Source organism: Sphingobium sp. LMC3-1-1.1, assembly GCF_040676285.1.
Lineage (GTDB): Bacteria > Pseudomonadota > Alphaproteobacteria > Sphingomonadales > Sphingomonadaceae > Sphingobium.
Genome location: NZ_JBEGHQ010000056.1, coordinates 14771 through 36475, shown reverse-complemented (window position 1 = coordinate 36475; position 21705 = coordinate 14771). Strand labels below are relative to the sequence as shown.

The window sequence follows — 21705 nt, the reverse complement described above, 5'->3', positions numbered from 1 at the left end:
ACGATGCCACGACGAAAATTCGGAGGGCATGGCCGCGTCCGATCTGACGCGGCGCGCCAGGATCAACGACTCGGAAAAATGCGGCATCCGGGGACAGGGCGTTCTCGCTCCATGTGAAAAGGCTCAGGCTCTGCCGCAATGGCTTGAGGAGAGACGCGCATGACCGACGGACAGGATCAGCCCCAACGCTTGCCGGAGGACAGAAACTGGATCGGCTCGACCGGACTCGACCGGCGCAAGCTGCTGATGGGCGGGGCATTCGCTGCCGGGTTCGCTGCCGCCTGCCGTCCCATATCCAGCAGCGCGGTCCAGACTTCCGGCGAAGGATTGAAGGAAGAGGCCGTGTCGATCAGGGCGAGCGACGGCTTCGCCATGCCTGCTTTCGTCGCCCGGCCTGCCGCCGCCAGGGCCGCACCGATCATCGTCGTGGTGCATGAGATATTCGGCGTGCATGAGTGGATACGCGATCTTTGCCGCCGCTTCGCCCAGGCGGGCTATTATGCCATCGCGCCCGACCTGTTCGCGCGCCATGGCGACGCGACCAAGGTCGCGGACTTCAAGCAACTGATTGGCACCATCGTTTCCAAGGCTTCCGACGAGCAGGTGTTGAAGGACATCGACGCCACCTATGCTTGGGCGGGCAGCCATGGCGGCGACGGCAGGCGGCGGGGCATGACGGGCTTCTGCTGGGGCGGGCGCGTGGTATGGCTCTACGCCGCCCATAGCAGGGAACTGGACGCGGGCGTCGCCTTCTATGGCCGGCTGATCAGCGACAAGACGGAATTGCAGCCGCTGAGCGTCATCGAGCAGGTGAGCCAGCTCAAGGCCCCGGTGCTCGGCCAATATGGCGCGCTCGACAAGGGCATTCCGGTGGCCGACGTAGAGAAGATGCAGGCCGCGCTGAAGATCGCCGGCAAATCGCCGCCCGACGCGATCACCGTCTATCCCGGCGCCGACCACGGCTTCATGGCCGACTATCGTCCCAGCTACAACGAAGCCGCCGCCAAGGCCGCCTGGCAGGCGACGCTCGACTGGTTCGGCAAATATGTGAAAAAATAAGGGCGCCGCCGGCGCGAACGCCCTATTTCTGCTTCATCGCCTGAACGGCCGCCAGCGTGCTCTTCACATGGCCGGCATAGTTCATCTCGCTATGGACGAAGGCGATGCGGCCACTCGGCGCAATGACATAGGAGGTACGGTCCGTCATGCCCGGCTGCATCTTCAGCGCCACGTCATAGCCCGACACGATGGCCGGCCCGGCCGATGCCACGGCGAACTTGCCCGCGCATTCCTTCGTGGAGAAGGCGACGAGATCGTTCACCGGATCGCCCGACATGCCGATGACGGTTGCGCCCGCTTTCCTGAAATCCTCGATATGTTCGGCAAATTCCCGCGCTTCGGCGGAACAACCGGGCGTGAACGCCTTCGGGAAGAAATACAGCACCACCGGGCCGCGCTTCAACTGATGCGACAGCGTCAGCGTGAAGGTCTTGCCCGCGAGCGCGCCGCGGGTGGTGAAGTCGGGCGCCTTGGCCCCGACGGCCAGCGCGGCCATGGCGCCCTGCGAACCGGCGGCGGCAGCGGCAAGGGCGAGCGCGATCTTCAGGCTTCTCATCATCGCTTTCCTCTTCTTCCAGGCATATTCGCTCAGGCTCGGGCAGGCGACGCCGACATGCCATCGCGTTCGGCCATGGTGATGGCCGCAACGCTCGACGCGCGCAAGCCCGCCAGTGCGCTCGCTTCCACCGCGAGCAAAGAAAACATCTCCCTTCCCAGCCCGGCCGTGGCATAACGCCCCTCTCGACTGGAGGACAGCAGGAATGAAGCAGGAAGGCGGGCGGCCCGGAACCCATTGGCGAAGCGCCGGTTTTCTTCCCATGCGCGCAATGATCCTCCTGCCGCTGCTTGTCCTTGCGGCGTGCAACGACAAGCCGGGTGACCAGCCCGGTATGGCCACCAATATCGTCGATGAGGCGATGAACGACATCCAGCAGGTGCCGCAGGACGCGAACGAGATTCAGACCGCCGAGCCCGCACCGGAAATTCCCTCGTCGCCGGCGACGGTGGGGTCGACCATTCCCGCCAGCCTGCAGGGGCGCTGGACCGGGCTGGACGAAAGCTGCGCCGATCGCGCCGCCGACCTTGAACTGACGATCACGCCCACCAGCCTCGTCTTCCTGGAAAGCGAGGGGAAGGCGACCGGCGTGTCGCACGGCCCGGACGGGCGCATCCGCATCGACGCCGCCTTTACCGGCGAAGGGCAGAGCTGGAAGAGGAAACTGGAACTGCGCCCGTCGGCGGGCGGCCGCGAATTGACGGTGATCGACGGGGGCCGGGCTGTGACACGCAAGCGGTGTAGCTGATTTCCCGATCCTTGCCGTCGCAGGAACCGGAGGCGCTCTACTCCGCGCTTTCCCAAAGCCTTCGCACTGGATAGAGCCACCCCATGATCGGCCGTCTTACCTTGAGCGATTTCCGCAACCATGCGGATGCGCTGATCATGCCCGATCACAGCTTCATCGTGCTGACGGGCGACAATGGCGCGGGCAAGACCAACATATTGGAGGCCGTGTCGATGCTGGCGCCCGGGCGCGGCTTGCGAGGCGCGGCCCTGCGCGACATGGTCCGGCAGGACGGGGCTGGCGGCTTCGGCATTGCGGCGGAAGTGGACGGCGTGATGCTGGGCACGGGGGTTCTCGCTTCCGCGCCCGACCGGCGGCAGGTGCGGATCGGCGGTGTTGCCTCCTCCGCCAACGCGCTGGCCGATCATCTCTCCATCGTCTGGCTGACGCCCGCCATGGACCGCCTGTTCATGGACAGCCCCGGCGGGCGGCGGCGTTTCCTGGACCGGCTGACGCTGGCGCTGCATCCCGCCCATGCCGTGCACAGCGCCCGTTATGAGGCGGCGATGCGCGCGCGCAACCGGCTGCTGAACGATCTGTCCGCCGCCGATCCCTCCTGGCTGAGCGCACTGGAAACGCAGATGGACGAACATGGCGCCGCCCTGGCCGCTGCCCGTGCCGATCTGGTCAGCCGCCTTCAGGCTGCGCTGCAGGGCCAGCCCGACCAGCCCTTCGCCCGTCCCCTGCTGGCGATCGAGGAAGAAGCGAGCGAGGAGCCCCTGGGGCTTCGCCTCGCGCGCGAGCGCCGCCGCGATGCCGCCGCCGGCCGCACCCTGTCCGGCCCGCACCGCCAGGATCTCGCCGTTGTCCATGCTGCCAAGGCGCAGGCCGCCGCGCTCTGTTCGACCGGTGAGCAGAAGGCGCTGCTGCTCTCCATCCTGCTCGCCCACGCCGCGCTGGTCTCGGCGCATCGCGGCCAGCCCCCGATACTGTTGCTCGACGAAGTGGCGGCGCATCTCGACCCGTCGCGACGGGCTGCGCTGTTCGACCGGCTGCGCGAACCCGGCGGTCAGGTCTGGATGACGGGAACGGAAGGCAGTCTTTTCAATGAGTTGGGTAAAGCCAGCCGATTTTGCGTAACGGCTGGCCAGGTCGTTCGTTCCGCAGATTGACGCATCGCAACAACGATTCGTCGCTGGGCGCTTCCCAACAAGTCCGGCGTCTGTCCTAAAGCCTCCACGGGGTCAGTCGTTCCAGAAGTCGGGGGTCGCATTTCTATGATCGGTGGTTTTCGCGCTATTGTCGCAGCGGCAACGCTTGTGCTTGGCGCCCTGATCACGACCCCGGCCGCCGCGGGTGTCCTGCAATGCGCTCCTTTCGCCCGCCAGGTTTCCGGCATCGCGCTGTACGGCAATGCCAATAGCTGGTGGGGCCAGGCCGAGGGCCGCTATGAGCGCGGCCATGAACCGCGGGTCGGTGCCGTCCTCGCCTTCGCCGCCAGCCGTTCGATGCCGGTCGGCCATGTCGCGATGGTCAGCAAGGTGATCAACGAGCGCGAAGTGCTGCTGACCCATGCCAACTGGTCCTATCGCGGCGGCATTGAGCGCAATGTCCGCGCTATCGACGTTTCCCCCAACAACGACTGGACCAACGTGCGCGTATGGTATGGCCCGATCGGGGATCTGGGTCTGCGGCCGAACGCCGCCAAGGGCTTCATTTACACGCAAAAGCCGACCGCTGCTCCGGTGCAGATCGCCATGGCGGATCGCGCAACCGTCGGCGTCGACGGTGCCCAGACTGCTTTCTGACATTTTAACCATTTCCTAAACGCCAGCGCCTAGTTTCAGGGCCGGTGGGGCGATTCTGACTTTTTTGGGGTCGCATGAAATTGGGAAAAACGCGCTGGGCGGCCTTGTTGCTGGCCGGCCTGATGATCACGACGCCGGCGCTGGGCGCGACCATGCTGCAATGCGTGCCCTATGCGCGCACCGTATCGGGCGTTCAGATCCATGGCGACGCATTGACCTGGTGGGACCAGGCGGAAAATCACTATAAACGCGGCCATTCACCGCGCAGGGGCGCAGTGCTGGCCTTCCGTCCCGTCGGCCCGATGGTGCTGGGTCATGTCGCAGTGGTCAGCCGGGTCCTGGATGACCGGCGCGTGCTGATCCGGCACGCCAACTGGTCGGTACCTGGCGCGATCGAAGAAGACGTTCTCGCGATCGACGTGTCCGAAGCAGGCGACTGGAGCGCGGTGCGCGTCTGGCACAGTCCGACCAACCAGATGGGCGCGCGCAGCAACCCGACCTTCGGTTTCATCTATCCCGACAAGCCGCAATTGCATGAATTCCAGCCCGACCCCGCACTGGGCGACAGCGTTCGTCTTGCGAGCATGAACGTGGCGAAAGACGATCCGGAGCCGGAGGCGCCGTCGGCGCGGACGGTCGTTGCCCGACAGCCGCGCCTGACGATTGACCTGCGCGCCATCCGCTATGCCGATTCGACGCCCTCGACCCGCTCGCTGCGCGACATCATCGCGGAGGTGAAACGGGACGCGGCCTTGCGTTGAGGCGCGGGGATCGCTGGCGCCTTTCGCGTCGAAAGACGCCACCCCAACCAGGAGAGCGCACCTTTCGTCCACCGCGATCGAAAAGGCTATTCCGCCTTGTCCGCGCTTTGCCCGGCGTCCTCCGCAGGATTCTCGAACCAGGCTTCGACCGGGCCGGAGAGCTTGATCGTCAGCGGCTGCCCATGACGGTCGCGCGTCTTCCCGGCCGCGACGCGAATCCAGCCTTCCGAGATGGAATATTCCTCGACGTCATTGCGGACCCGGTCCTTGAAGCGGATGCCGATGCCCCGCTGCAGCACGTCCATGTCGAAAAAGGGGCTCTTCGGGTTGGTGGAAAGACGGTCGGGGGGCGTATCGCTCATGATGGTCCAGATCCTGTGAATTTGGCGCGACCTAGCCCTTGGGGCTACCTGCCGTCAACTGCTCCGGCCCATCATCCACGTCGCAGAAGATGCGCCGGATCACCCCCTGCGCCAACCAGGATTCAAAGCGGGCGTGCGCATCGGCGACGTCCAGGAAGGGGTAGGCCACCGGCCGTTCCGTCACCGCCCGGCTGGCGACGACCAGCCGCATCATGGCATCGGGTGCCGTCGTCAATATCCGCCCGCGCCGGTCCGTGGCGGCGCTGTTGACGCCCACGACATGCCCGTCCTCGGCAAAGACGGGTCCGCCGCTGATGCCGGACAAGGTGCCGTCCCCCATGGGGATGCGCGCATGTTCGGCCCAGGCGAGCACCGGCTGCGTCTCCTCCCCCACCCCGCGCCGGGCGCGCGCTGCACCAATAAGCTCCGATATGACCAGCGTCGGCTGGCCGCCGGGAAAACCCATATGATAGCCGACCGATCCGGGCGGCGGCATGCGTTCCGACAGCGGCAGGGCCTGGTCGCTCGCAACGCCGCCGCGCACCAGCGAGGCGTCCGCTTCCCCGCTTTCCACCAGCCGCGACACGGGTCGGGCAAAGCCGCCCTGCTCTATGCCGACGCGGGTGCAGCCATGGGTGACATGCTCGGCGGTCAGCCAGGCGCCGGAACGATCGATTGAGAAGGTCGTGCCCATGCTGTCGGCGGGCGCCTCTGCCCGTTCCTCGATGACGAAGCTCTCATCGCTCCATTGCGGCATCGGGCGGCGGGGGGAGCGGGGGTCGAACGCCTCGACACGCAGCGGCGTAGGCCTGGTCACCTCGCTGATCCACAGCAGCGCCAGGATGATGCCAAGCAGGCCTGGCAGACAGCCGAAGCGCCCGCGCGCCATGGCTCAGCCCGCGACCGCGCCGGCGGTAAGGCAGGCGATGGCGACCTTCATCATGGCAAGGAAGATGGCAGCGGACCGTTCGTCCGCCTCGATTCGGGTGGGTAGCGAGCCCAGCAGGAAATCGACCATGCGAAAGGCGATGAGTTGCAGGATCAGGGTGACGCTCCCCCAGATCATGATGTCCCAGACATTCACCGAACCCGCGAGGCAAAAGCCCAGCGGCACCGCGAGTCCTATCGCTGCCCCGCCCAGCGAGATCGCCGCCGCCGCATTGCCCTCCCGGATCAGCGCAAATTCATCATGCGGCGTGATCCACATATAGAGTGCCAGCGCCGCCAGCCAGGCCAGGGTGGCAGAGGCCAGGTGGAGCAGGAAGATCGGCAATCCGGAGAGCAGGCTCTGGATGACAGGCATGGGATCGGTCATTGCTTCAGGATGCCGCAAGCGATGGAGCTGCGCAATTGCGGTCGACGGCTGGAACGGCCGGACAGTAGCCGGCGCGCGCGATTCCTGCCCCTTCGCACACCACCCCAGCGAAAGGCGCCGAATGAAACAAGCCGCTCCACAGCGCCGACTTCAAGCGTCGTCATGTTCCTCCAAGGCGGGACTGGGGGCCCGCCTCCGCAGGAGCACAGCGCGCCCAGAGCCGATCGACATCCAGGTCTGACGGACGACAAATAGCCGGGATCGGGTTGAGGTCGCCCACAGACAGCGCCCGGTTCATGCTAATTTGACCCACGGTAAAAGGCCCACCGCGCCAGTGGCGCAGCGGGCCTTTTCAGTGCGTGAAGCAGCAGGCGGGCAGAACCGCGCTGGAGCCTTCCGGTTGATCTGGCCGGAAAGCCTGTCAGCGCTTATTCGCCATCATCCTCCGCCTCGGGTCCGGCCATCATCCCTTCGGCGACTTCCTCGGTCTTGCCGCGGATCGCCTTTTCCAGCTTGTCCGCCATTTCGGGATGTTCTTTCAGATAGGTTTTCGCATTCTCGCGACCCTGGCCGATACGGACCGAGTCATAGGAGAACCAGGCGCCCGATTTCTCGACCAGACCGGCCTTCACGCCGATATCAAGCAGTTCGCCGATCTTGGACACGCCTTCGCCATACATGATGTCGAATTCGACCTGCTTGAAGGGCGGCGCGACCTTGTTCTTGACCACCTTCACGCGGGTCGCGTTGCCGACAATGTCCTCACGGTCCTTGATCTGGCCGGTGCGGCGGATGTCGAGGCGGACCGAGGCGTAGAATTTGAGCGCATTGCCGCCGGTCGTCGTTTCGGGATTGCCGTACATGACGCCGATCTTCATGCGGACCTGGTTGATGAAGATCACCAGACAGCGCGAGCGGGAGATGGAGCCGGTCAGCTTGCGCAGCGCCTGGCTCATCAGGCGGGCCTGCAGGCCGACATGGCTGTCGCCCATCTCGCCCTCGATTTCGGCGCGCGGCACCAGCGCGGCGACCGAGTCGATCACCAGCACGTCGATCGCGTTCGAACGCACCAGCGTATCGACGATCTCCAGCGCCTGCTCGCCCGTGTCGGGCTGCGACACGATCAGTTCGTCGATATCGACGCCCAGCTTCCTGGCATAGACCGGATCAAGCGCATGTTCCGCATCGACAAAGGCCGCGATGCCGCCGGTCTTCTGCGCCTCTGCAATGGCGTGCAGCGCCAGCGTGGTCTTGCCCGAGCTTTCGGGTCCATAAATCTCGACAATGCGTCCGCGCGGCAGGCCGCCAATGCCGAGCGCGATGTCCAGTCCCAGCGATCCGCTCGAGATCGCCTCGATCTCGATCTTCTCGCGGCTGCCCAGCTTCATGGCCGAACCTTTGCCGAAGGCGCGGTCGATCTGGGAAAGGGCCGCTTCCAATGCTTTCTGTCTGTCCATTGTCCCTGTCTTCTTGGAATCGATGAGTGAGAGCATTGCGGTCATCGGCCTATCCCCTGTCAAGCGGAACGCGCCGGTCCGGATGGCGCGTGGCCACCATGTATCCTGTTTGTTCTTATGGAACAAGGGGTGAACGAAATTTTCTTAAGCGGTGCCCAACGCCTTGTTCAGCGCGCGTTCCACCGCCCCGATGGTGAAGGGTTTGGCCAAAGTCGGCCGGTCGGCGTGGCCCGTCGGCAGATCGTCGGCCATGCCGCCAGTCGCAAAGATGAAGGGTATGCCGCTCTGCGCCAATATATCTGCCACGGGCCAGCTTTTCTCGCCATGCAGGTTGCAATCGAGCAGCGCCGCATCAAAGCCGCCCTCGCGCGCCCTGGCGCAGGCGTCATCGACCGATTCGGCGATGGCGTGCAGCCGATAGCCGAGCGTATCGAGATAATCCTCCAGCATCATCCCGATCATTGCCTCATCCTCGACGACCAGGATGGTCTTGCCATCAGACATGCTTGCGGTCCCCAATCTTACCCATCGCAACCCCAAAGGCCTTTTCCCACAGGCATAATCGACAAACCGCGCAGAAGTTCATTGTCCAAATTCACTCCGCCGTCGGCCGCATCGCCAATGCATCCCGTGCCGCTTCCGCCAACTGGCTGACAGAAAAGGGTTTTGGCAGGAAAGCCACATTGGCGATGTCGATCGATTTGCGCAACTGTTCCTCGGCATAGCCCGACATGAACAGCACCGGCAGGTCGGGATGGCTCGCCCGCGCTCGCGCCACCATCGACGGACCATCCATGTTCGGCATCACGACGTCGGAAATGAGCAGGTCGATCTTCTCGTCCCCGCCCAGAACCTCCAGCCCCTGTTCGCCGTCATTGGCGGTCAGCACCTTATAGCCCTGGCGCGACAAGGCCCTTTCCGCGACGGCGCGCACCATATCCTCATCCTCCACCAGCAGCACGGTGCCCGTGCCCCAGGTTTCACTGCGACGGGCCGGGGCCTTGGGCTGGGCCGCCTGATCGACATCGGCGCCCTGATAGACCGGCAGGTAGATGACGAAGCTCGCCCCGCGCCCCAGTTCGGACTCGGCGAAGATGAACCCGCCCGACTGTTTGACGATGCCGTAGACGGTGGAAAGGCCAAGCCCCGTTCCCTTGCCCAGTTCCTTCGTGGTGAAGAAGGGTTCGAAGATCTTGGAAAGAATGTCGGGCGGGATGCCCAGCCCCGTGTCGGACACCCGTACCGCCGTATAGTCGGCCGGCGGCAATATGTCCGACCGCATCTCCCTTACCTTGGCGGCGGGCACGCCATAGGTCTGGATGTTGAGCGTGCCGCCGTCCGGCATGGCATCGCGGGCATTGACGGCCAGGTTGACGATCACCTGCTCCAACTGGCCGGGATCGGCCCGCACCGCCCCCAGATTGCGGCCATGGCTGACCTCCAGCTTGACGCTCTCGCCCAGCAGCCGCTTCAACAGGTTGGATACGTCGGCGACGATGTCGGGCAACTGCAATATCTGCGGCCGCAGCGTCTGCTGGCGCGAGAAGGCGAGCAACTGGCGGGTCAGCCCCGCGGCGCGATTGCTGTTCGACTTGATCTGCTGGATGTCGTCATAGTCGCTGTCGCCGGGCGTATGGCGCATCAGCATCAGGTCGCAATGGCCGATGATGGCGGTCAGTATATTGTTGAAGTCGTGCGCCACGCCGCCCGCCAGCTGGCCGATCGCCTGCATCTTGGTCGCCTGCGCCACCTGTCGCTTGAGCTTGCTCTCCTCGCTGTTGTCCTTGAGCGAGAGCAGCACCGCCGCCTCGCCCAGGCCCCGAACGCCGGCCAGGCTGAGCGCGATCGGCTCGTCGGGCTGGTTGCGCATGCGCACGGCGACGTCGCCCGACATTTGCGGCCCCACCGCAAAGCGTCGAACGGCATCGGCCACCGCCGCCTGGTCCTCCCGCACCACCAGGTCGCCGGGATAGCTTGGCTTCTCCTCTGGCTTGACGCCCGCGGCCCGCGAAAAGGCCTTGTTCATGAACAGCACGCGTCCGTCGCGATCCGCCATCGCCAGGCCGAAGGGCAGCAGCGACAACAGCGTCTCGATATAGGAAAGCGCCGACGTGCCGCCCGCATTGCCCGCCGGCTCATCGATCAGCAACAGCAGCATGGGCCCATCCTGCGCGCCCGATTGCGCGCCCGTCGGCTGGACGGCGCGCTTCAGCGGTACCTGCAACAGCCGCAGCGGAATGCCGCCCGATTCCTCCCGCGCCAGGAACAGCCGCCCCTTGTCGTCCACCCGCATGTGCGCGGCGAAATCACGCCCGGTGATATTGGCGTCGATCCGGCCCGCCGCGCGCAGCAGGAAGGCGCCATTGGCGGCCCGGATGCGTCCTTCCCCGCCGATCATCACCGCCATGATGCCCGCTTCGCCCAATTGCCGCCCGGCCTCTCCGATCAGCAGGCGATGCACATCATCCAAGGCGCTTGGCTGGCGCACCGGGGAAAAGCGCCACAGCAGATAATCCTCCGAACGGCCGGTGCGGCAGAGGAAGGCATCCAGCCGCAACGCACCCTGGACGATGCCCTCGACCCGTGCTTCGCCGTCGCGCCACGCGGTGCGGGCGGCGTTGCCCAGACTGTCGGACAGGCTGCTGTCGCCGGTGATTTGCGGCGGCGTCGGAAAACCGGGAAACCATTCCCCGAACAGATCGCTGGCGCAGACCAGCCGGCCGGCACGATCGGTGACCGCGATCGCCATGTTGGAGGCGTCGGCCGCGGCCCGCGCCACGGTCCAGTCCGGCACGGCCTCGCCCATGGCCACTTCCTGCGGATAAAGCCGACGATACCAGCCGAGCAGCGCCGCCCCGGCCAGCACCGCCGCGCCGAAGCCGGCGCCCAGCGCCCAGTTGCCCGCGGCATAGACGACCAGCCCGGCTGACATCAGCGCCATCAGGATGAGCAGCGGCAGGGCAAGGGGCGACGATCGGTCTGCCGCCCAGGCGTCTCCATCCCTGATCACACGCACGGACACGGCCCGGCTATCCCCCTGCATTCACAATGGACTGCCCGCTCCCGCCGGTCAGGCTGAAGCGATTTCCTCCAATGCGCTGCTTTCGCGTGCCTTGCCAATCCTCAATTTGCGCGCATGCCATTTCCGGCCCATGCGATGGCGCCAGATCCAGTCGGCCAGGAAGTAGCCGACCACCGCAAAGGCCAGCGAAATCAGCGCCAGCCCCAGCAACATGGCAGGCGCTGCTTCCGAAAACAGCCAGGCGCACCATTCGCGGATCGAGGCATGCCGGTCGATCAGCGCCATGAAGCCCGAAGCATCCGCCGACCGCCCGAGCAGCCAGTTGCCCATATAGACGGACGCCATCAGGAACAGCGGCGTTGTCGCCGGATTGGAAAGGAAGGTCATCGCCGCCGCCAGCGGGATGTTCGCCCGGAACGGCAGCGCCAGCAGCGCCGCGCCCGCAATCTGCACGCCGGGGATCAGCAGGAAGATGCCCACCAGCAGCCCCAGTGCCACGCCGCGCGGCACCGAACGCCGCGTGAAGCGCCACAGCGAGGGTTCCAGCACCCGGTGCGCCACCGGGGCCAAAAAGCGGTTGTTCTCCAGCGATTCGCGGGTGGGTGCATTGGCGTGCCACCAGCGGGAGAGCCTCCCCATCCCTTCCTTGGCACCCATCAGCGATGCGCCTTCATGATGCGCTGCTGATCGCGCTTCCAGTCGCGTTCCTTGATCGTGTCGCGCTTGTCATGGGTCTTCTTGCCCTTGGCCAGCGCCAGCTCGACCTTCGCCTTGCCGCGGCTGTTGAAATAGATCGACAGCGGCACCAGCGTCATGCCCTTGCGCTCGACCGCGCCGTGCATGCGGGCGATCTCCCGCTGGTGCAGCAGCAGCTTGCGGGGGCGCTTGGGCTCATGGTTGAAGCGGTTGCCATGGCTGAATTCGGGGATGTTGCTGTTGACCAGCCACACCTGCTCGCCCTTCACCTCGGCATAGCTTTCCGCGATATTGCCCTCGCCAAAGCGCAGGGACTTCACCTCGGTTCCTTGCAGGGCGATGCCCGCCTCGAACACATCCTCCAGGAAATATTCGAATCGGGCGCGCCGGTTTTCGGCGACGATCTTCTTCTTGTCGAAGGCTTCGGGACGGGGACGGGCCATTATTCTCTATCAACTCGCTTCATCATATAGGCCCGCAGGGCGCTCAAACCAGTCCCGCGATCTCCAGCGCCCTGTCGACGGCGGTCCGGCTCGATTCCGACGGCCAGGTGATCGGCAGGCGGACGTCGCCGGGCATGTCGGGCCGAACGCGCGTAAGGGCATATTTGACGGGGCCGGGTGAAGCATCGCTGAACAGCGCGTCATGCAGCGGGTAGAGACGATCCTGGATCGCGAGGGCGCCATGCCAGTCGCCGCTCGCCATCGCCTGCTGGAATTCGGCGCACAGGCGCGGCGCGACATTGGCCGTGACCGAAATGCAGCCCTTGCCGCCCATAGCGTTGAAACCCAAGGCCGTTTCGTCATTGCCGGAAAGCTGGCAGAAATCGGCGCGGCAGGCGAGGCGCTGTGCGCTGACCCGCCCCAGATTCCCGGTGGCGTCCTTGATGCCGACGATCGTCTGGAATTCCTCCGACAGGCGGTGGATCACCGGGACGCCGATGTCGGTGATCGTGCGGCTGGGCACGTTGTAGAGGATGATCGGCAGGGAACAGCGCTCGGCCAGATAGGCGAAATGCTGGTAGACCCCTTCCTGATTGGGCTTGTTGTAATAGGGCGCGACCACCAGCGCCGCATCGGCGCCCGCCGCCTGCGCGGCGAACATGTGCTCCAGCGCGATTCGCGTGTCGTTGGAACCGCATCCTGCGATCACCGGCACGCGGCCCGCCGCCTGGTCGACGCAGACGGCGATGACGCGATTATGTTCCTCGACCGTCATGGTCGCGCTTTCGCCCGTGGTGCCGCAGGGAACGAGCGCGCTGCTGCCTTCCTCGATCTGCCAGTCGACGAAGGCGCGGAAAGCCGCCTCGTCCACTGCCCCGTTGCGAAAGGGCGTGATCAGCGCCGGAATCGACCCGGAAAACATGCAACAAACTCCTTCAACTCACCGGGATTCCGGGGCATAATAGCGTGAAACACGCGAAGGGCGCGCTATAGCGCGTCATTCAGGGCCTGATAAGGATGCAATTGCGATAATGTCCAGTAGGGTGTCGCTCTTCTGCCTTGAAACTGCTTCGGAAGCCCTCACGGTTCGTATGCCTCTGATTGCCCTTTTGCTTTTCACAGCCGGCGCCAGCGCCCAGACCGAAACCACTGCCCCTGCGCCGGCTGCGGCCTATCCGCCCGGCGCCGTGGTTCAGGCGGTCCCCAGCTCCAGCGAACCCAGCCCCTGGCAGCGCGCGCAGAGCCGAATCGGCGTGGCGAGCGATCCTTCGATCTCCGGCACGATCAGCCAGTGGCGCGCGCTCCAGCAGAGCGACGGCCTGGGCTCCTCCACCTATATGAGCTTCATCATGGCCAATCCGGGCTGGCCGGGCGAGGACCGGATGCGGCGGCTGGCGGAAACCGGCATCAATCCGAACAGCTACGATCCCGCGCAGGTCATCGCCTTCTTCACCCGCTTCCCGCCGCGCACCGCGACCGGCAATGCCCGCTACGCGCTGGCGCTGATGCAGCAGGGTCGCATGGGCGAGGCGCGGGTCGCCGCCCGCAACGCATGGATCGGCGGCACGCTCTCGCCCGATGACGAGGCGCGACTGCTTTCCCTCTTCGGTTCGGGCTGGACCGCGGTCGAGCATGACCTACGCGCCGACGCGCTGCTGTGGAAGGGCGACATCATCGGCGCGCAGCGCAGGCTCGCCTATGTCTCGCCGGCGCGCCGCCCGGTCTATGAGGCGCGGATCGCCTTCCGCCAGAAGGCGCCCGACGCGGCGATGAAGATGCAGTTGGCGGAGGCCGTGGGCGCGACCGACGCCGGCTTCGTCGCTGACAAGGCGACATGGCTGCTCAACACGGGCAACTGGGTCGCCGGTCGCCAGTATCTCGCCAACCGCCCGGCCTTGGCCTTCCGTCCGGGCGATCCGGAAAAATGGTATGAAGCGCTGCTGACGCAGGCGCGCGCCGCCGCCAATGACAGCCAGTGGAGCTTCGCCTATGGCATCGCCAGCAAGCTGGACGACGCCTATCTGCCCGGCACCGACGTCAACACCCGGCCCATAGGCGAGCGCGACGACTATACCAGCCTGGCCTGGCTTGCGGGATCGACGGCCTTCTACAATCTGGGCAGACCGCTGGACGCGATGGAGATGTTCCGCCGCTACGCCACCGCCGCCAAGTCGCCGCAGACGCAATCCAAGGGCTTCTACTGGGCGGGCCGCGCCGCGCTCCAGGCCGGGGACGCGGCGACCGCCAACAGCTATTTCGCCCGCGCCAGCTCCTTTCCCGACCAGTTTTACGGGCAGCTCGCGCTCGAACGGCTGGGCCGGCCGATCCCGGCCCCCGCCACCGTCGAACGCCCGGTCGAGATCTCCGCCGCGGAACGCGCGGCCTTCGCCAACCGCTCGGTCGTCCGTGCGGTGAAGGCGCTGGGCCAGATGGGCTATTGGGAAGACCAGAGCAAATTCGCCCGCGCCATCGCCAATAATGCCGACAGCGATGCAGATCATTATCTGGCGGTGGAGCTCGCGCAGAGCATCGGTCGGCCGGACATGGGCGTGATGGTCGGCCGCCGCGCCGTGTCGAGCGGCCTCACCGGCTATGGCGAAAGCGCCTTCCCACGCGTACCTGTCCCGTCCGAGGCGCAATTTAACTGGACCATGGTCCATGCCATCGCCCGCCAGGAAAGCCAGTTCGACCGTCAGATCGTCAGCCATGCGGGCGCCCGCGGGCTGATGCAGCTCATGCCCGGCACCGCCCGCGAACAGGCGGGAAAGCTGGGGATGAGCTATGATGCCAGCTCGCTCAACGACCCCAGCTACAACATCATGCTCGGCTCCGCCTATTTCCAGCGGATGCTTAACTATTATGGCGGCAGCTATCCCTTGGCGGTGGCGGCCTATAATGCCGGGCCGGGCAATGTGAATCGCTGGATCGCGGCCAATGGCGACCCGCGCCTGCCCGGCGCCGACATGCTGCGCTGGATCGAGCAGATCCCGCTGTTCGAGACGCGCAACTATGTCCAGCGCGTGCTGGAAAACGCCGTCGTCTATGAGGCGATGAACCCGCAGCGCGCCCGTTTCCGGGGCACCACGACGCCGCTGTCCAGATATCTGGGCAAGCAGACGCCGGGCTGAACCCCCTGGGGAACCCACGGGGCTTCGACAAGGGCGGTTCGGAAAGCTAGGCAGGGTTCATCATGAGCACCCCTCACCCCAATTACATCCCCCCCGAAGGCTTCGCGAAGCTGCGCGCCGAATATGACCATCTGCTCGGCGTCGAGCGCCCCCGGATCGTGGAGGTGGTGAGCTGGGCTGCAGGCAATGGCGATCGCAGCGAAAATGGCGACTATCTCTACGGCCGCAAGCGGATGCGGGAGATCGATGGCCAGTTGAAGCGCCTTTCCCGCAAGATGAAGGACGCCAGGGTCGTCGACCCGCGCCAGCAACCGGACAAGGGCAAGGTCTATTTCGGCGCGACCGTCACCATCGCGGACGAGGATGACCGGCACCGCACCGTGACGCTGGTCGGCAATGACGAGACGGATGCCGCTGCGGGCCGCATCGGCTGGAGTACGCCGATAGCCCGCGCGTTGCGAGGCGCCGCCGTGGGCGACCTGCGCCGCGTGATGCTGCCCGCGGGCGAGAGGGAATATGAGGTGATGGCGATCAGCTATCCGGCGTGATCGCCTTTTGCGGAAACAGGCGCGCGGCGCGCCCGCATTCCCACTCTAATCATGCGGCCTCAGCGAATGGTTGAGCCGTTCCATCACTTCCCCGATCGGTTCGGTGACGGTGACGCTGCGTCCCTCTCCAAAGCGGATGCGGGTGCCGTCGGTCACCGATGACACGAAGGTGACCTGCGCGGCATTGACGGCGGTTTCGGTCCGGTCGGCGCCCACGAACATGACGAGCATGCATCCTCTCCTTCTTTCTGGAAGAAGAGCCTAGCCCGAATTCCTCCCGACGCCAGCCCTTTTCCCTTCATGCCGCCTGAATTGCCCGGATGAACGCGCTGGCACGATCATCCAGCCGATGCGCCTCTTCCGACAGGCGCGTCGCCGCGTCGCGCATGGCCTGGGCATCCTCCACCGCCGATCCCGCATTGACGCTGATCTGGCTGGCGCTGGCGCGAACATGCCCGCTCGCCTCGCCCGCCTCCGCTACGCTGTCCGCAATGGCCCGGCTGAACGCGCCATGCCGCGCCACCGCCTCGAACACGGAGGCGGAAAGCCGGTCCGCGGTCGCGATCGCTGCATCCATATGCGCATGCCCCTCCGCCACCTGGCCGACGGTGGTACGGATATGGTCGATCCGCCGTGCAATCTCCGCCGCCGCGTCGCGGGTCTGTCCCGCCAGCGTCTTCACCTCCCGCGCGACCACCGCAAAGCCTCGACCCGCATCGCCGGCCCGCGCCGCCTCTATCCCCGCATTGAGCGCCAGCGTCGTCGTCGCCCGCGCAATCGCATCGATCAGCGCGGTCACTTCCCCAATGCCGTCGGCCTGCGCGCTCAGCGTCCGTGTCTGCGCCGCGCCGGATTGCGTCTGGTCGACGGCGGCGCGAATGGCGGCGCCCGCCTCTCGCACTTCATCCTCCATCGCCTGGAACAGCAGCCCCAGCTCCCGCCCGGATGCGGCGATGCCGGCCAGATTGTCCGCCGTCTGCGCCGCCGCCACGGCCATGCCGGCCGAGGCACGCCCATTATGCGCGGACCGCCCCGCCGCATCCTCGGACAGGCGCGACAGCATGTCCGCCATCGCCACCATGTCGCTGATCAGGGCCCGGATATCGCCCCGGAACACCGCGCTCTCGCGCGTCACCCGTTCCAGCCGCTCCACCCGCGCGAGCGCCACCCGAGCATCGCGCTCCGCCGCCAGCTTGAGCAGAAGCTGCCCTCCCGCAATTCCGGCATAACGATCACCATCGACCACGATCAGCCCCTCGCAACCCTGCCCCTGCGCCGCATAGAGATCGATCAGCACCTCTATGCTGGCGCACCGCTCGACCGTGGCGCAGTGCCGGACATGATCGTCCAGCCGCCCGCCAAAGCTGGGATTGCGCAACAGGGCATGGCCGAAGGGATTGAATAGGATGCGCCGCATGTCCCGTTCATAGATCGCCCCCACGGGCCGGTCGGCGGCATCGAGCACCGGCAACAGGCGCAGCGCCGGGTCATGCTGGAAATGGTCGACCGCCTCGCACAGCGGCCGCCCCAGCCGAATCGCGGGGCTGGGCGTCACCAGGGTCGGACCAGCCGAATGGGCCAGGGAACGGTCGAGCAAGGACGGCGCGTACATGGGCACCGATTAAGCCCCCAATGGTAAATGAGCCGTTAGCATTTGATGACAGTTTTGTTACAAGTCACTGATTAAAAGAGATTTTTCTATGGCACCTTATAGCCATAGGCCTTGGCGGCCAGCTTCACCACTTCCGGATCGGCTTCGGGAAAATTCATCGGCACCAGCTTTTCCAATCGCTTGGCGACATGGGAAAGCGCCGCGATCCGTCCCGCCCGGCGGTGATTATTGTCGATCACCTGCCAGGGCGCTGCCTTGGTGTCGGTCTTGCGGAACATGTCGTGCATGGCGTCGAGATAATCGGCCCGCCGGGCGCGGTTGCGATAATCGTCCGCGCCGGTCTTCCACCGTTTCCAGGGGGTGTCGAGCCGCTGGGCGAGCTGCTCGTCCTGCGTTTCCTGGGTGATGTGGACGAACAGCTTGACGATATTGGTCCCGGCATCGACCTGCTGCTTTTCGAAGGCGTTGATCTCCTCATAGGCGCGCTTCCACTCGCCCTTGGAGCAAAAGCCCTCGACCCGCTCGACCAGCACCCGGCCATACCAGCTCCGGTCGAAGATCGCGATGTTGCGTCCCGCCGGCAGCCGCGTCCAGAAGCGCCAGAGGAAGTGCCTGTCCCGCTCCTCCTCGGTCGGGGCGGAAATGGGGTGCACCTTGTAATAGCGCGGATCCCAGTCGGCGGTCATGCGCTTGATGATGCCGCCCTTGCCCGCTGCGTCCCACCCTTCCAGCAGGATGACGCTGCGCCGGTCGTGGATGATGTGCGCGACCTGGATCTTGGCGAGCCGCTGCTGCAATTCGGCCAGCTTCGCCTCATAATCGCCCTTGAACGTCGCGCCCTTCTCATAATCGGCAAGGTCGATGGTCATGTCTGCACCTTCCATTGGCCACGGCGGCAAAGCACGAGCTTATACCAAAGGACCGAACCCGCAATCTGCGCAGCGGTTGCAATCAGTCCTGGCCGCCCCTCCCCGACGTCCAGCCAGCTTGTCCAGACGACATAGGCCAGCGCGAGCAGGGTGACGGCCGGCGCAAGCGGATAAAGCGGCATGCGATAGGGCGCATGGGCGCTCGCCCCGCCGCGCCGTCCGGCCATGGCGGCCAGCGCGATGCCGCCATAGATCGCCACCAGCCCCGTACCGTTCAGCACCAGCAGCATCGACATCGGCAGGAAGCAGGCAAGCGTCCCCATCCCGCCGACGATCAGCGTGCCGATCCAGGGCGAATCGAAACGTGGATGGATCGCCACCAGCCAGTCGTCGATGCGCGGAATCCAGGCGCGGTCCCGCCCCGTCGAATAGAAGAAGCGCGCACAGGCCAGGATGCAGGCGATGATGGCGTTGACGATGGCGAGCACGATGCCAACCGACACCAGCGCCGAAAGGCCCGCGCTTCCCCGTTGCCGCACCAGCAGGCCAAAGGGATCATCGACGGTCAGCAGGGTGGCAAGGTCGATCCGCGCCAGCAGCAGCGCCAGCAACGGCACCCCTTCGAACAGCAGCGCGAGCGCCAGGGCGGCGAGGATGGTCCGGGCGATCCTTTTCGGCGCCTCGTGCATCTCCTCGCCGAAATAGACCGCCATGCCATAGCCGTTGAGCGCGAAGATCGCGATCGTCGTCGCCACCCCGACGGAGGCCGCGCTGGCCGGGGCAAAGCCCTGCCCCGTCGCCACCATTGGATGGGTCAGGAATTGCAGCGCCGGCCGCGCATGATCGGCAAAGCCAAGCACCATCACCACCGCCACCGCCGCCAGCTCGACCAGCAGGAACAGCCCGGTGATGACCGCATTCACGCGGATGTTGAGGATCGCCACCAGCGTCGACCCGATCATCACCGCGACGGCGACCGGCACGGCGGGGAGTCCCGGCACCACCGTCGCCATGACCGAGGCGATGCCCAGCGCCGCGACGGGCGGGAAGAGCACATTGTTGAAGACATTGACGCCCAGCATGACAAAACCGGCCATGGGGCCCAGCGTCTGCGCCACCGCGACATATTCCCCGCCCGCCACCGGCCAGGCGGAGGAGAGCTCGGCATAGATGAAGGCGGTGGCGACGCAGATCAGGCTGGCCAGGATCATCGCCCAGATCGCGCCCGTCCCGGCCGCCTGCAACATGCCAGGAATGATGACGAAGACGGAGGATGCCGGGGTGGTCGCGGACAGGGTCAGGAACAGCACGCCCGCCACGCCCAGGCTGCGCGCCAGGGCCGGCGGCTTGTCCGGCAGCATCTGTTCGTCGAGCATGATCTGGTCCCCTCTCCTCCCTTACATAGAAGGGAAGGAGAAGAGACAAGCCCCACGCACGACATGCTCCCGCGAGGGCAGGAGCACAGCTTCCTCAAATCGGGGCAATCAGGCCTTGGCCTGCGGCTCCACGACCCGGATGTTGAGTTCGCGCAACTGCTTGAACTCTGCCGCGCTGGGCGCACCCATCAGCAGGTCTTCCGCGCGCTGGTTCATCGGGAACAGCGTGATCTCGCGCAGATTCTGCGCCCCGCACAGCAGCATGACGACGCGATCCACGCCGGCCGCCATGCCGCCATGGGGCGGGGCTCCATATTGGAAGGCGCGATAGAGGCCGCCGAAGCGCTCCTCCACATCCTGCTGCGACAGGCCGACCTTCTCGAACGCCTTGACCATCAGTTCCGGCGACTGGTTGCGGATCGAACCCGAAGCGATCTCATAACCGTTGCAGACCATGTCATATTGATAGGCCTTGAGGCTCAGGGGGTCCTGGTTCTCCAGCGCATCCAGCCCGCCCTGCGGCATGGAGAAGGGGTTGTGCGCGAAGTCGATCGACTTCGTATCCTCGTCATATTCGTAGAAGGGGAAATCGACGATCCAGCACAGCTCGAAACGATCCTTGTCGATCAGGTCGAGCTGCTCGCCCACGCGGATGCGCGCAAGGCCCGCCAGCTTGGCCGCCTGGCTTTCCTTGCCCGCGGCGAAGAACACGCCGTCATTGGGGCCAAGGCCCAGCGCCTCGATCAGCTTTGCCGTCCGTTCCTCGCCATGATTCTTGGCGATCGGGCCGCCGGGCACGCCGTCCTTGATGTTGATATAGCCCAGCCCCGAATAGCCTTCGCTGCGCGCCCAATTGTTCATGTCGTCGAAGAATTTGCGGCTGCCCGCGCCCGCACCCGGCGCGGGAATGGCGCGGATCACGCTGCCGCTCTCCACCAGCGAAGCGAAAATGCCGAAGCCGCTGCCGTGGAAATGCTCCGTCACGTCCTGGATGATGATCGGGTTGCGCAGGTCAGGCTTGTCCGACCCATATTTCATCATCGCCTCGGCATGGGGAATGCGCGGGAAGCTGCCCGCGGGCGTCACCGGCTTGCCGTCGGCGAACGCCTCGAACACCTGGGCGATCACCGGCTCCATCGTGTTCCACACGTCTTCCTGCGTGACGAAGCTCATTTCCAGATCAAGCTGGTAGAATTCGCCCGGCAGACGGTCGGCGCGCGGGTCTTCGTCGCGGAAGCAGGGCGCGATCTGGAAATAACGGTCGAAGCCGGCGACCATCAGCAGCTGCTTGTACTGCTGCGGCGCCTGCGGCAGCGCGTAGAATTTGCCCGCATGGATGCGGCTCGGCACCAGGAAGTCGCGCGCGCCTTCTGGCGAGGAAGCGGTCAGGATCGGCGTCGAATATTCGGTGAAGCCCGCATCCTCCATGCGGCGGCGCATGTCGCGGATGATCTGCGTGCGCTTGACGATGTTCGCGTGCAGCGTCTCGCGCCGCAGGTCGAGGAAGCGGTAGCGCAGGCGGATATCCTCAGGATATTCCTGCTCGCCCGCCACGGGAAGCGGCAGATCGGCGGCAGCGGACAGCAGCACGGCGTCCAGCGCGCGGATTTCGATCTCGCCGGTGGGCAGGTTCGGGTTCACCGCTTCCTGCGCGCGGGCGACGACCTTGCCCGTCACCGTCACGACGCTTTCGGCCCGCAGCGATTCGATCACCCTGAACACCGGGCCGTCGACCTCGGTGACGATCTGCACCATGCCATAATGGTCGCGCAGGTCGATGAAGACCAGGTCGCCATGGTCCCGCTTGCGATGCACCCAGCCGGACACCCGCACCTCATTGCCGACCTCCGCCGTCGTAAGGGCGCCGCAGTTATGGGTGCGATAGGCATGCATGGCGTTTTTGGTCTTTCAGCTTCGTTTTACGGAAATGACAAATTGTTGCGGCGCCGCTATGGGCAGTGCTGTC

Annotated in this window: 22 protein-coding genes; 7 read left to right on the top strand and 15 right to left on the bottom strand. The window is 65.6% G+C overall.

From position 1 onward, the window contains the following. Positions 1-159: 159 nt before the first annotated feature. Complete coding sequence (locus tag MRBLMC3_RS18930) at positions 160-1059, top strand: dienelactone hydrolase family protein (RefSeq protein WP_363831327.1); 900 nt, start codon at positions 160-162, stop codon at positions 1057-1059. A gap of 22 nt (positions 1060-1081) precedes the next feature. On the opposite strand, the gene MRBLMC3_RS18925 is transcribed toward MRBLMC3_RS18930, so the two are convergent. After that, on the bottom strand, positions 1082-1618 hold the full coding sequence (locus MRBLMC3_RS18925) for a peroxiredoxin (protein WP_363753283.1): 537 nt from the start codon (positions 1616-1618) through the stop codon (positions 1082-1084). Positions 1619-1820: 202 nt separating this feature from the next. Here MRBLMC3_RS18925 and MRBLMC3_RS18920 point away from each other — a divergent pair, with 202 nt between their 5' ends. The 4 genes from MRBLMC3_RS18920 to MRBLMC3_RS18905 all read left to right on the top strand — a co-directional run bounded on the left by MRBLMC3_RS18920 (position 1821) and on the right by MRBLMC3_RS18905 (position 4911). Beyond that, positions 1821-2363, top strand: coding sequence for a hypothetical protein (locus MRBLMC3_RS18920; protein ID WP_363753286.1), 543 nt, complete (start codon positions 1821-1823; stop codon positions 2361-2363). Between the two features lie 83 nt (positions 2364-2446). Further along, entirely contained in the window at positions 2447-3514 is a 1068-nt protein-coding gene (gene recF, locus MRBLMC3_RS18915; protein WP_363831324.1) for a DNA replication/repair protein RecF, read from the top strand. 105 nt (positions 3515-3619) lie between these two features. Next, on the top strand, positions 3620-4150 hold the full coding sequence (locus MRBLMC3_RS18910) for a CHAP domain-containing protein (RefSeq protein ID WP_363831321.1): 531 nt from the start codon (positions 3620-3622) through the stop codon (positions 4148-4150). 74 nt (positions 4151-4224) lie between these two features. After that, complete coding sequence (locus MRBLMC3_RS18905; protein ID WP_363831318.1) at positions 4225-4911, top strand: CHAP domain-containing protein; 687 nt, start codon at positions 4225-4227, stop codon at positions 4909-4911. An 86-nt stretch (positions 4912-4997) separates the two neighbouring features. Here MRBLMC3_RS18905 and MRBLMC3_RS18900 read toward each other — a convergent pair whose 3' ends face one another. The 9 genes from MRBLMC3_RS18900 to dapA all read right to left on the bottom strand — a co-directional run bounded on the left by MRBLMC3_RS18900 (position 4998) and on the right by dapA (position 13128). Beyond that, complete coding sequence (locus MRBLMC3_RS18900; protein WP_133653925.1) at positions 4998-5273, bottom strand: DUF3297 family protein; 276 nt, start codon at positions 5271-5273, stop codon at positions 4998-5000. A 31-nt stretch (positions 5274-5304) separates the two neighbouring features. After that, a complete protein-coding gene (locus MRBLMC3_RS18895) occupies positions 5305-6162 on the bottom strand; it encodes a S1 family peptidase (protein WP_363831315.1) in 858 nt (285 codons plus the stop codon). Positions 6163-6165: 3 nt separating this feature from the next. Then, a complete protein-coding gene (locus tag MRBLMC3_RS18890; protein WP_133653927.1) occupies positions 6166-6588 on the bottom strand; it encodes a DUF350 domain-containing protein in 423 nt (140 codons plus the stop codon). Positions 6589-7016: 428 nt separating this feature from the next. Beyond that, a complete protein-coding gene (recA, locus tag MRBLMC3_RS18885) occupies positions 7017-8090 on the bottom strand; it encodes a recombinase RecA (RefSeq protein WP_363738085.1) in 1074 nt (357 codons plus the stop codon). Positions 8091-8189: 99 nt separating this feature from the next. Continuing rightward, entirely contained in the window at positions 8190-8549 is a 360-nt protein-coding gene (locus MRBLMC3_RS18880; protein WP_363738083.1) for a response regulator, read from the bottom strand. A 91-nt stretch (positions 8550-8640) separates the two neighbouring features. After that, positions 8641-10986: a hybrid sensor histidine kinase/response regulator gene (locus tag MRBLMC3_RS18875; protein ID WP_414714672.1), complete on the bottom strand. Its 2346-nt coding sequence runs from the start codon at positions 10984-10986 to the stop codon at positions 8641-8643. Between the two features lie 129 nt (positions 10987-11115). Further along, positions 11116-11724, bottom strand: coding sequence for a DUF2062 domain-containing protein (locus MRBLMC3_RS18870; protein WP_363831310.1), 609 nt, complete (start codon positions 11722-11724; stop codon positions 11116-11118). Then, the gene (gene smpB, locus MRBLMC3_RS18865) at positions 11724-12206 is read right to left on the bottom strand and encodes an SsrA-binding protein SmpB (RefSeq protein WP_007683053.1); all 483 of its coding nucleotides are present in this window, start codon (positions 12204-12206) and stop codon (positions 11724-11726) included. Before smpB ends, MRBLMC3_RS18870 begins: the two co-directional genes overlap by 1 nt. A 43-nt stretch (positions 12207-12249) precedes the next feature. Beyond that, on the bottom strand, positions 12250-13128 hold the full coding sequence (gene dapA, locus MRBLMC3_RS18860) for a 4-hydroxy-tetrahydrodipicolinate synthase (protein ID WP_363753301.1): 879 nt from the start codon (positions 13126-13128) through the stop codon (positions 12250-12252). 169 nt (positions 13129-13297) lie between these two features. Between dapA and MRBLMC3_RS18855 the strand changes: the two genes are divergently transcribed. Both MRBLMC3_RS18855 and greB read left to right on the top strand, forming a co-directional pair. Next, positions 13298-15334, top strand: coding sequence for a lytic transglycosylase domain-containing protein (locus MRBLMC3_RS18855; RefSeq protein WP_363831307.1), 2037 nt, complete (start codon positions 13298-13300; stop codon positions 15332-15334). A 62-nt stretch (positions 15335-15396) separates the two neighbouring features. Continuing rightward, complete coding sequence (gene greB / locus MRBLMC3_RS18850; protein ID WP_363831304.1) at positions 15397-15882, top strand: transcription elongation factor GreB; 486 nt, start codon at positions 15397-15399, stop codon at positions 15880-15882. A 45-nt stretch (positions 15883-15927) separates the two neighbouring features. Here greB and MRBLMC3_RS18845 read toward each other — a convergent pair whose 3' ends face one another. The 5 genes from MRBLMC3_RS18845 to aspS all read right to left on the bottom strand — a co-directional run bounded on the left by MRBLMC3_RS18845 (position 15928) and on the right by aspS (position 21632). Continuing rightward, the gene (locus MRBLMC3_RS18845; RefSeq protein WP_133653934.1) at positions 15928-16113 is read right to left on the bottom strand and encodes a hypothetical protein; all 186 of its coding nucleotides are present in this window, start codon (positions 16111-16113) and stop codon (positions 15928-15930) included. A 67-nt stretch (positions 16114-16180) separates the two neighbouring features. After that, a complete protein-coding gene (locus MRBLMC3_RS18840; RefSeq protein WP_363831301.1) occupies positions 16181-17494 on the bottom strand; it encodes a methyl-accepting chemotaxis protein in 1314 nt (437 codons plus the stop codon). An 86-nt stretch (positions 17495-17580) separates the two neighbouring features. Then, on the bottom strand, positions 17581-18363 hold the full coding sequence (locus MRBLMC3_RS18835; RefSeq protein WP_363738076.1) for a polyphosphate kinase 2 family protein: 783 nt from the start codon (positions 18361-18363) through the stop codon (positions 17581-17583). After that, positions 18360-19739, bottom strand: coding sequence for an APC family permease (locus MRBLMC3_RS18830; protein ID WP_363831299.1), 1380 nt, complete (start codon positions 19737-19739; stop codon positions 18360-18362). Before MRBLMC3_RS18830 ends, MRBLMC3_RS18835 begins: the two co-directional genes overlap by 4 nt. Before the next feature lie 108 nt (positions 19740-19847). Then, positions 19848-21632, bottom strand: a complete 1785-nt coding sequence (gene aspS, locus MRBLMC3_RS18825; protein WP_363831296.1) for an aspartate--tRNA ligase — start codon at positions 21630-21632, stop codon at positions 19848-19850. Positions 21633-21705 lie beyond the last annotated feature (73 nt).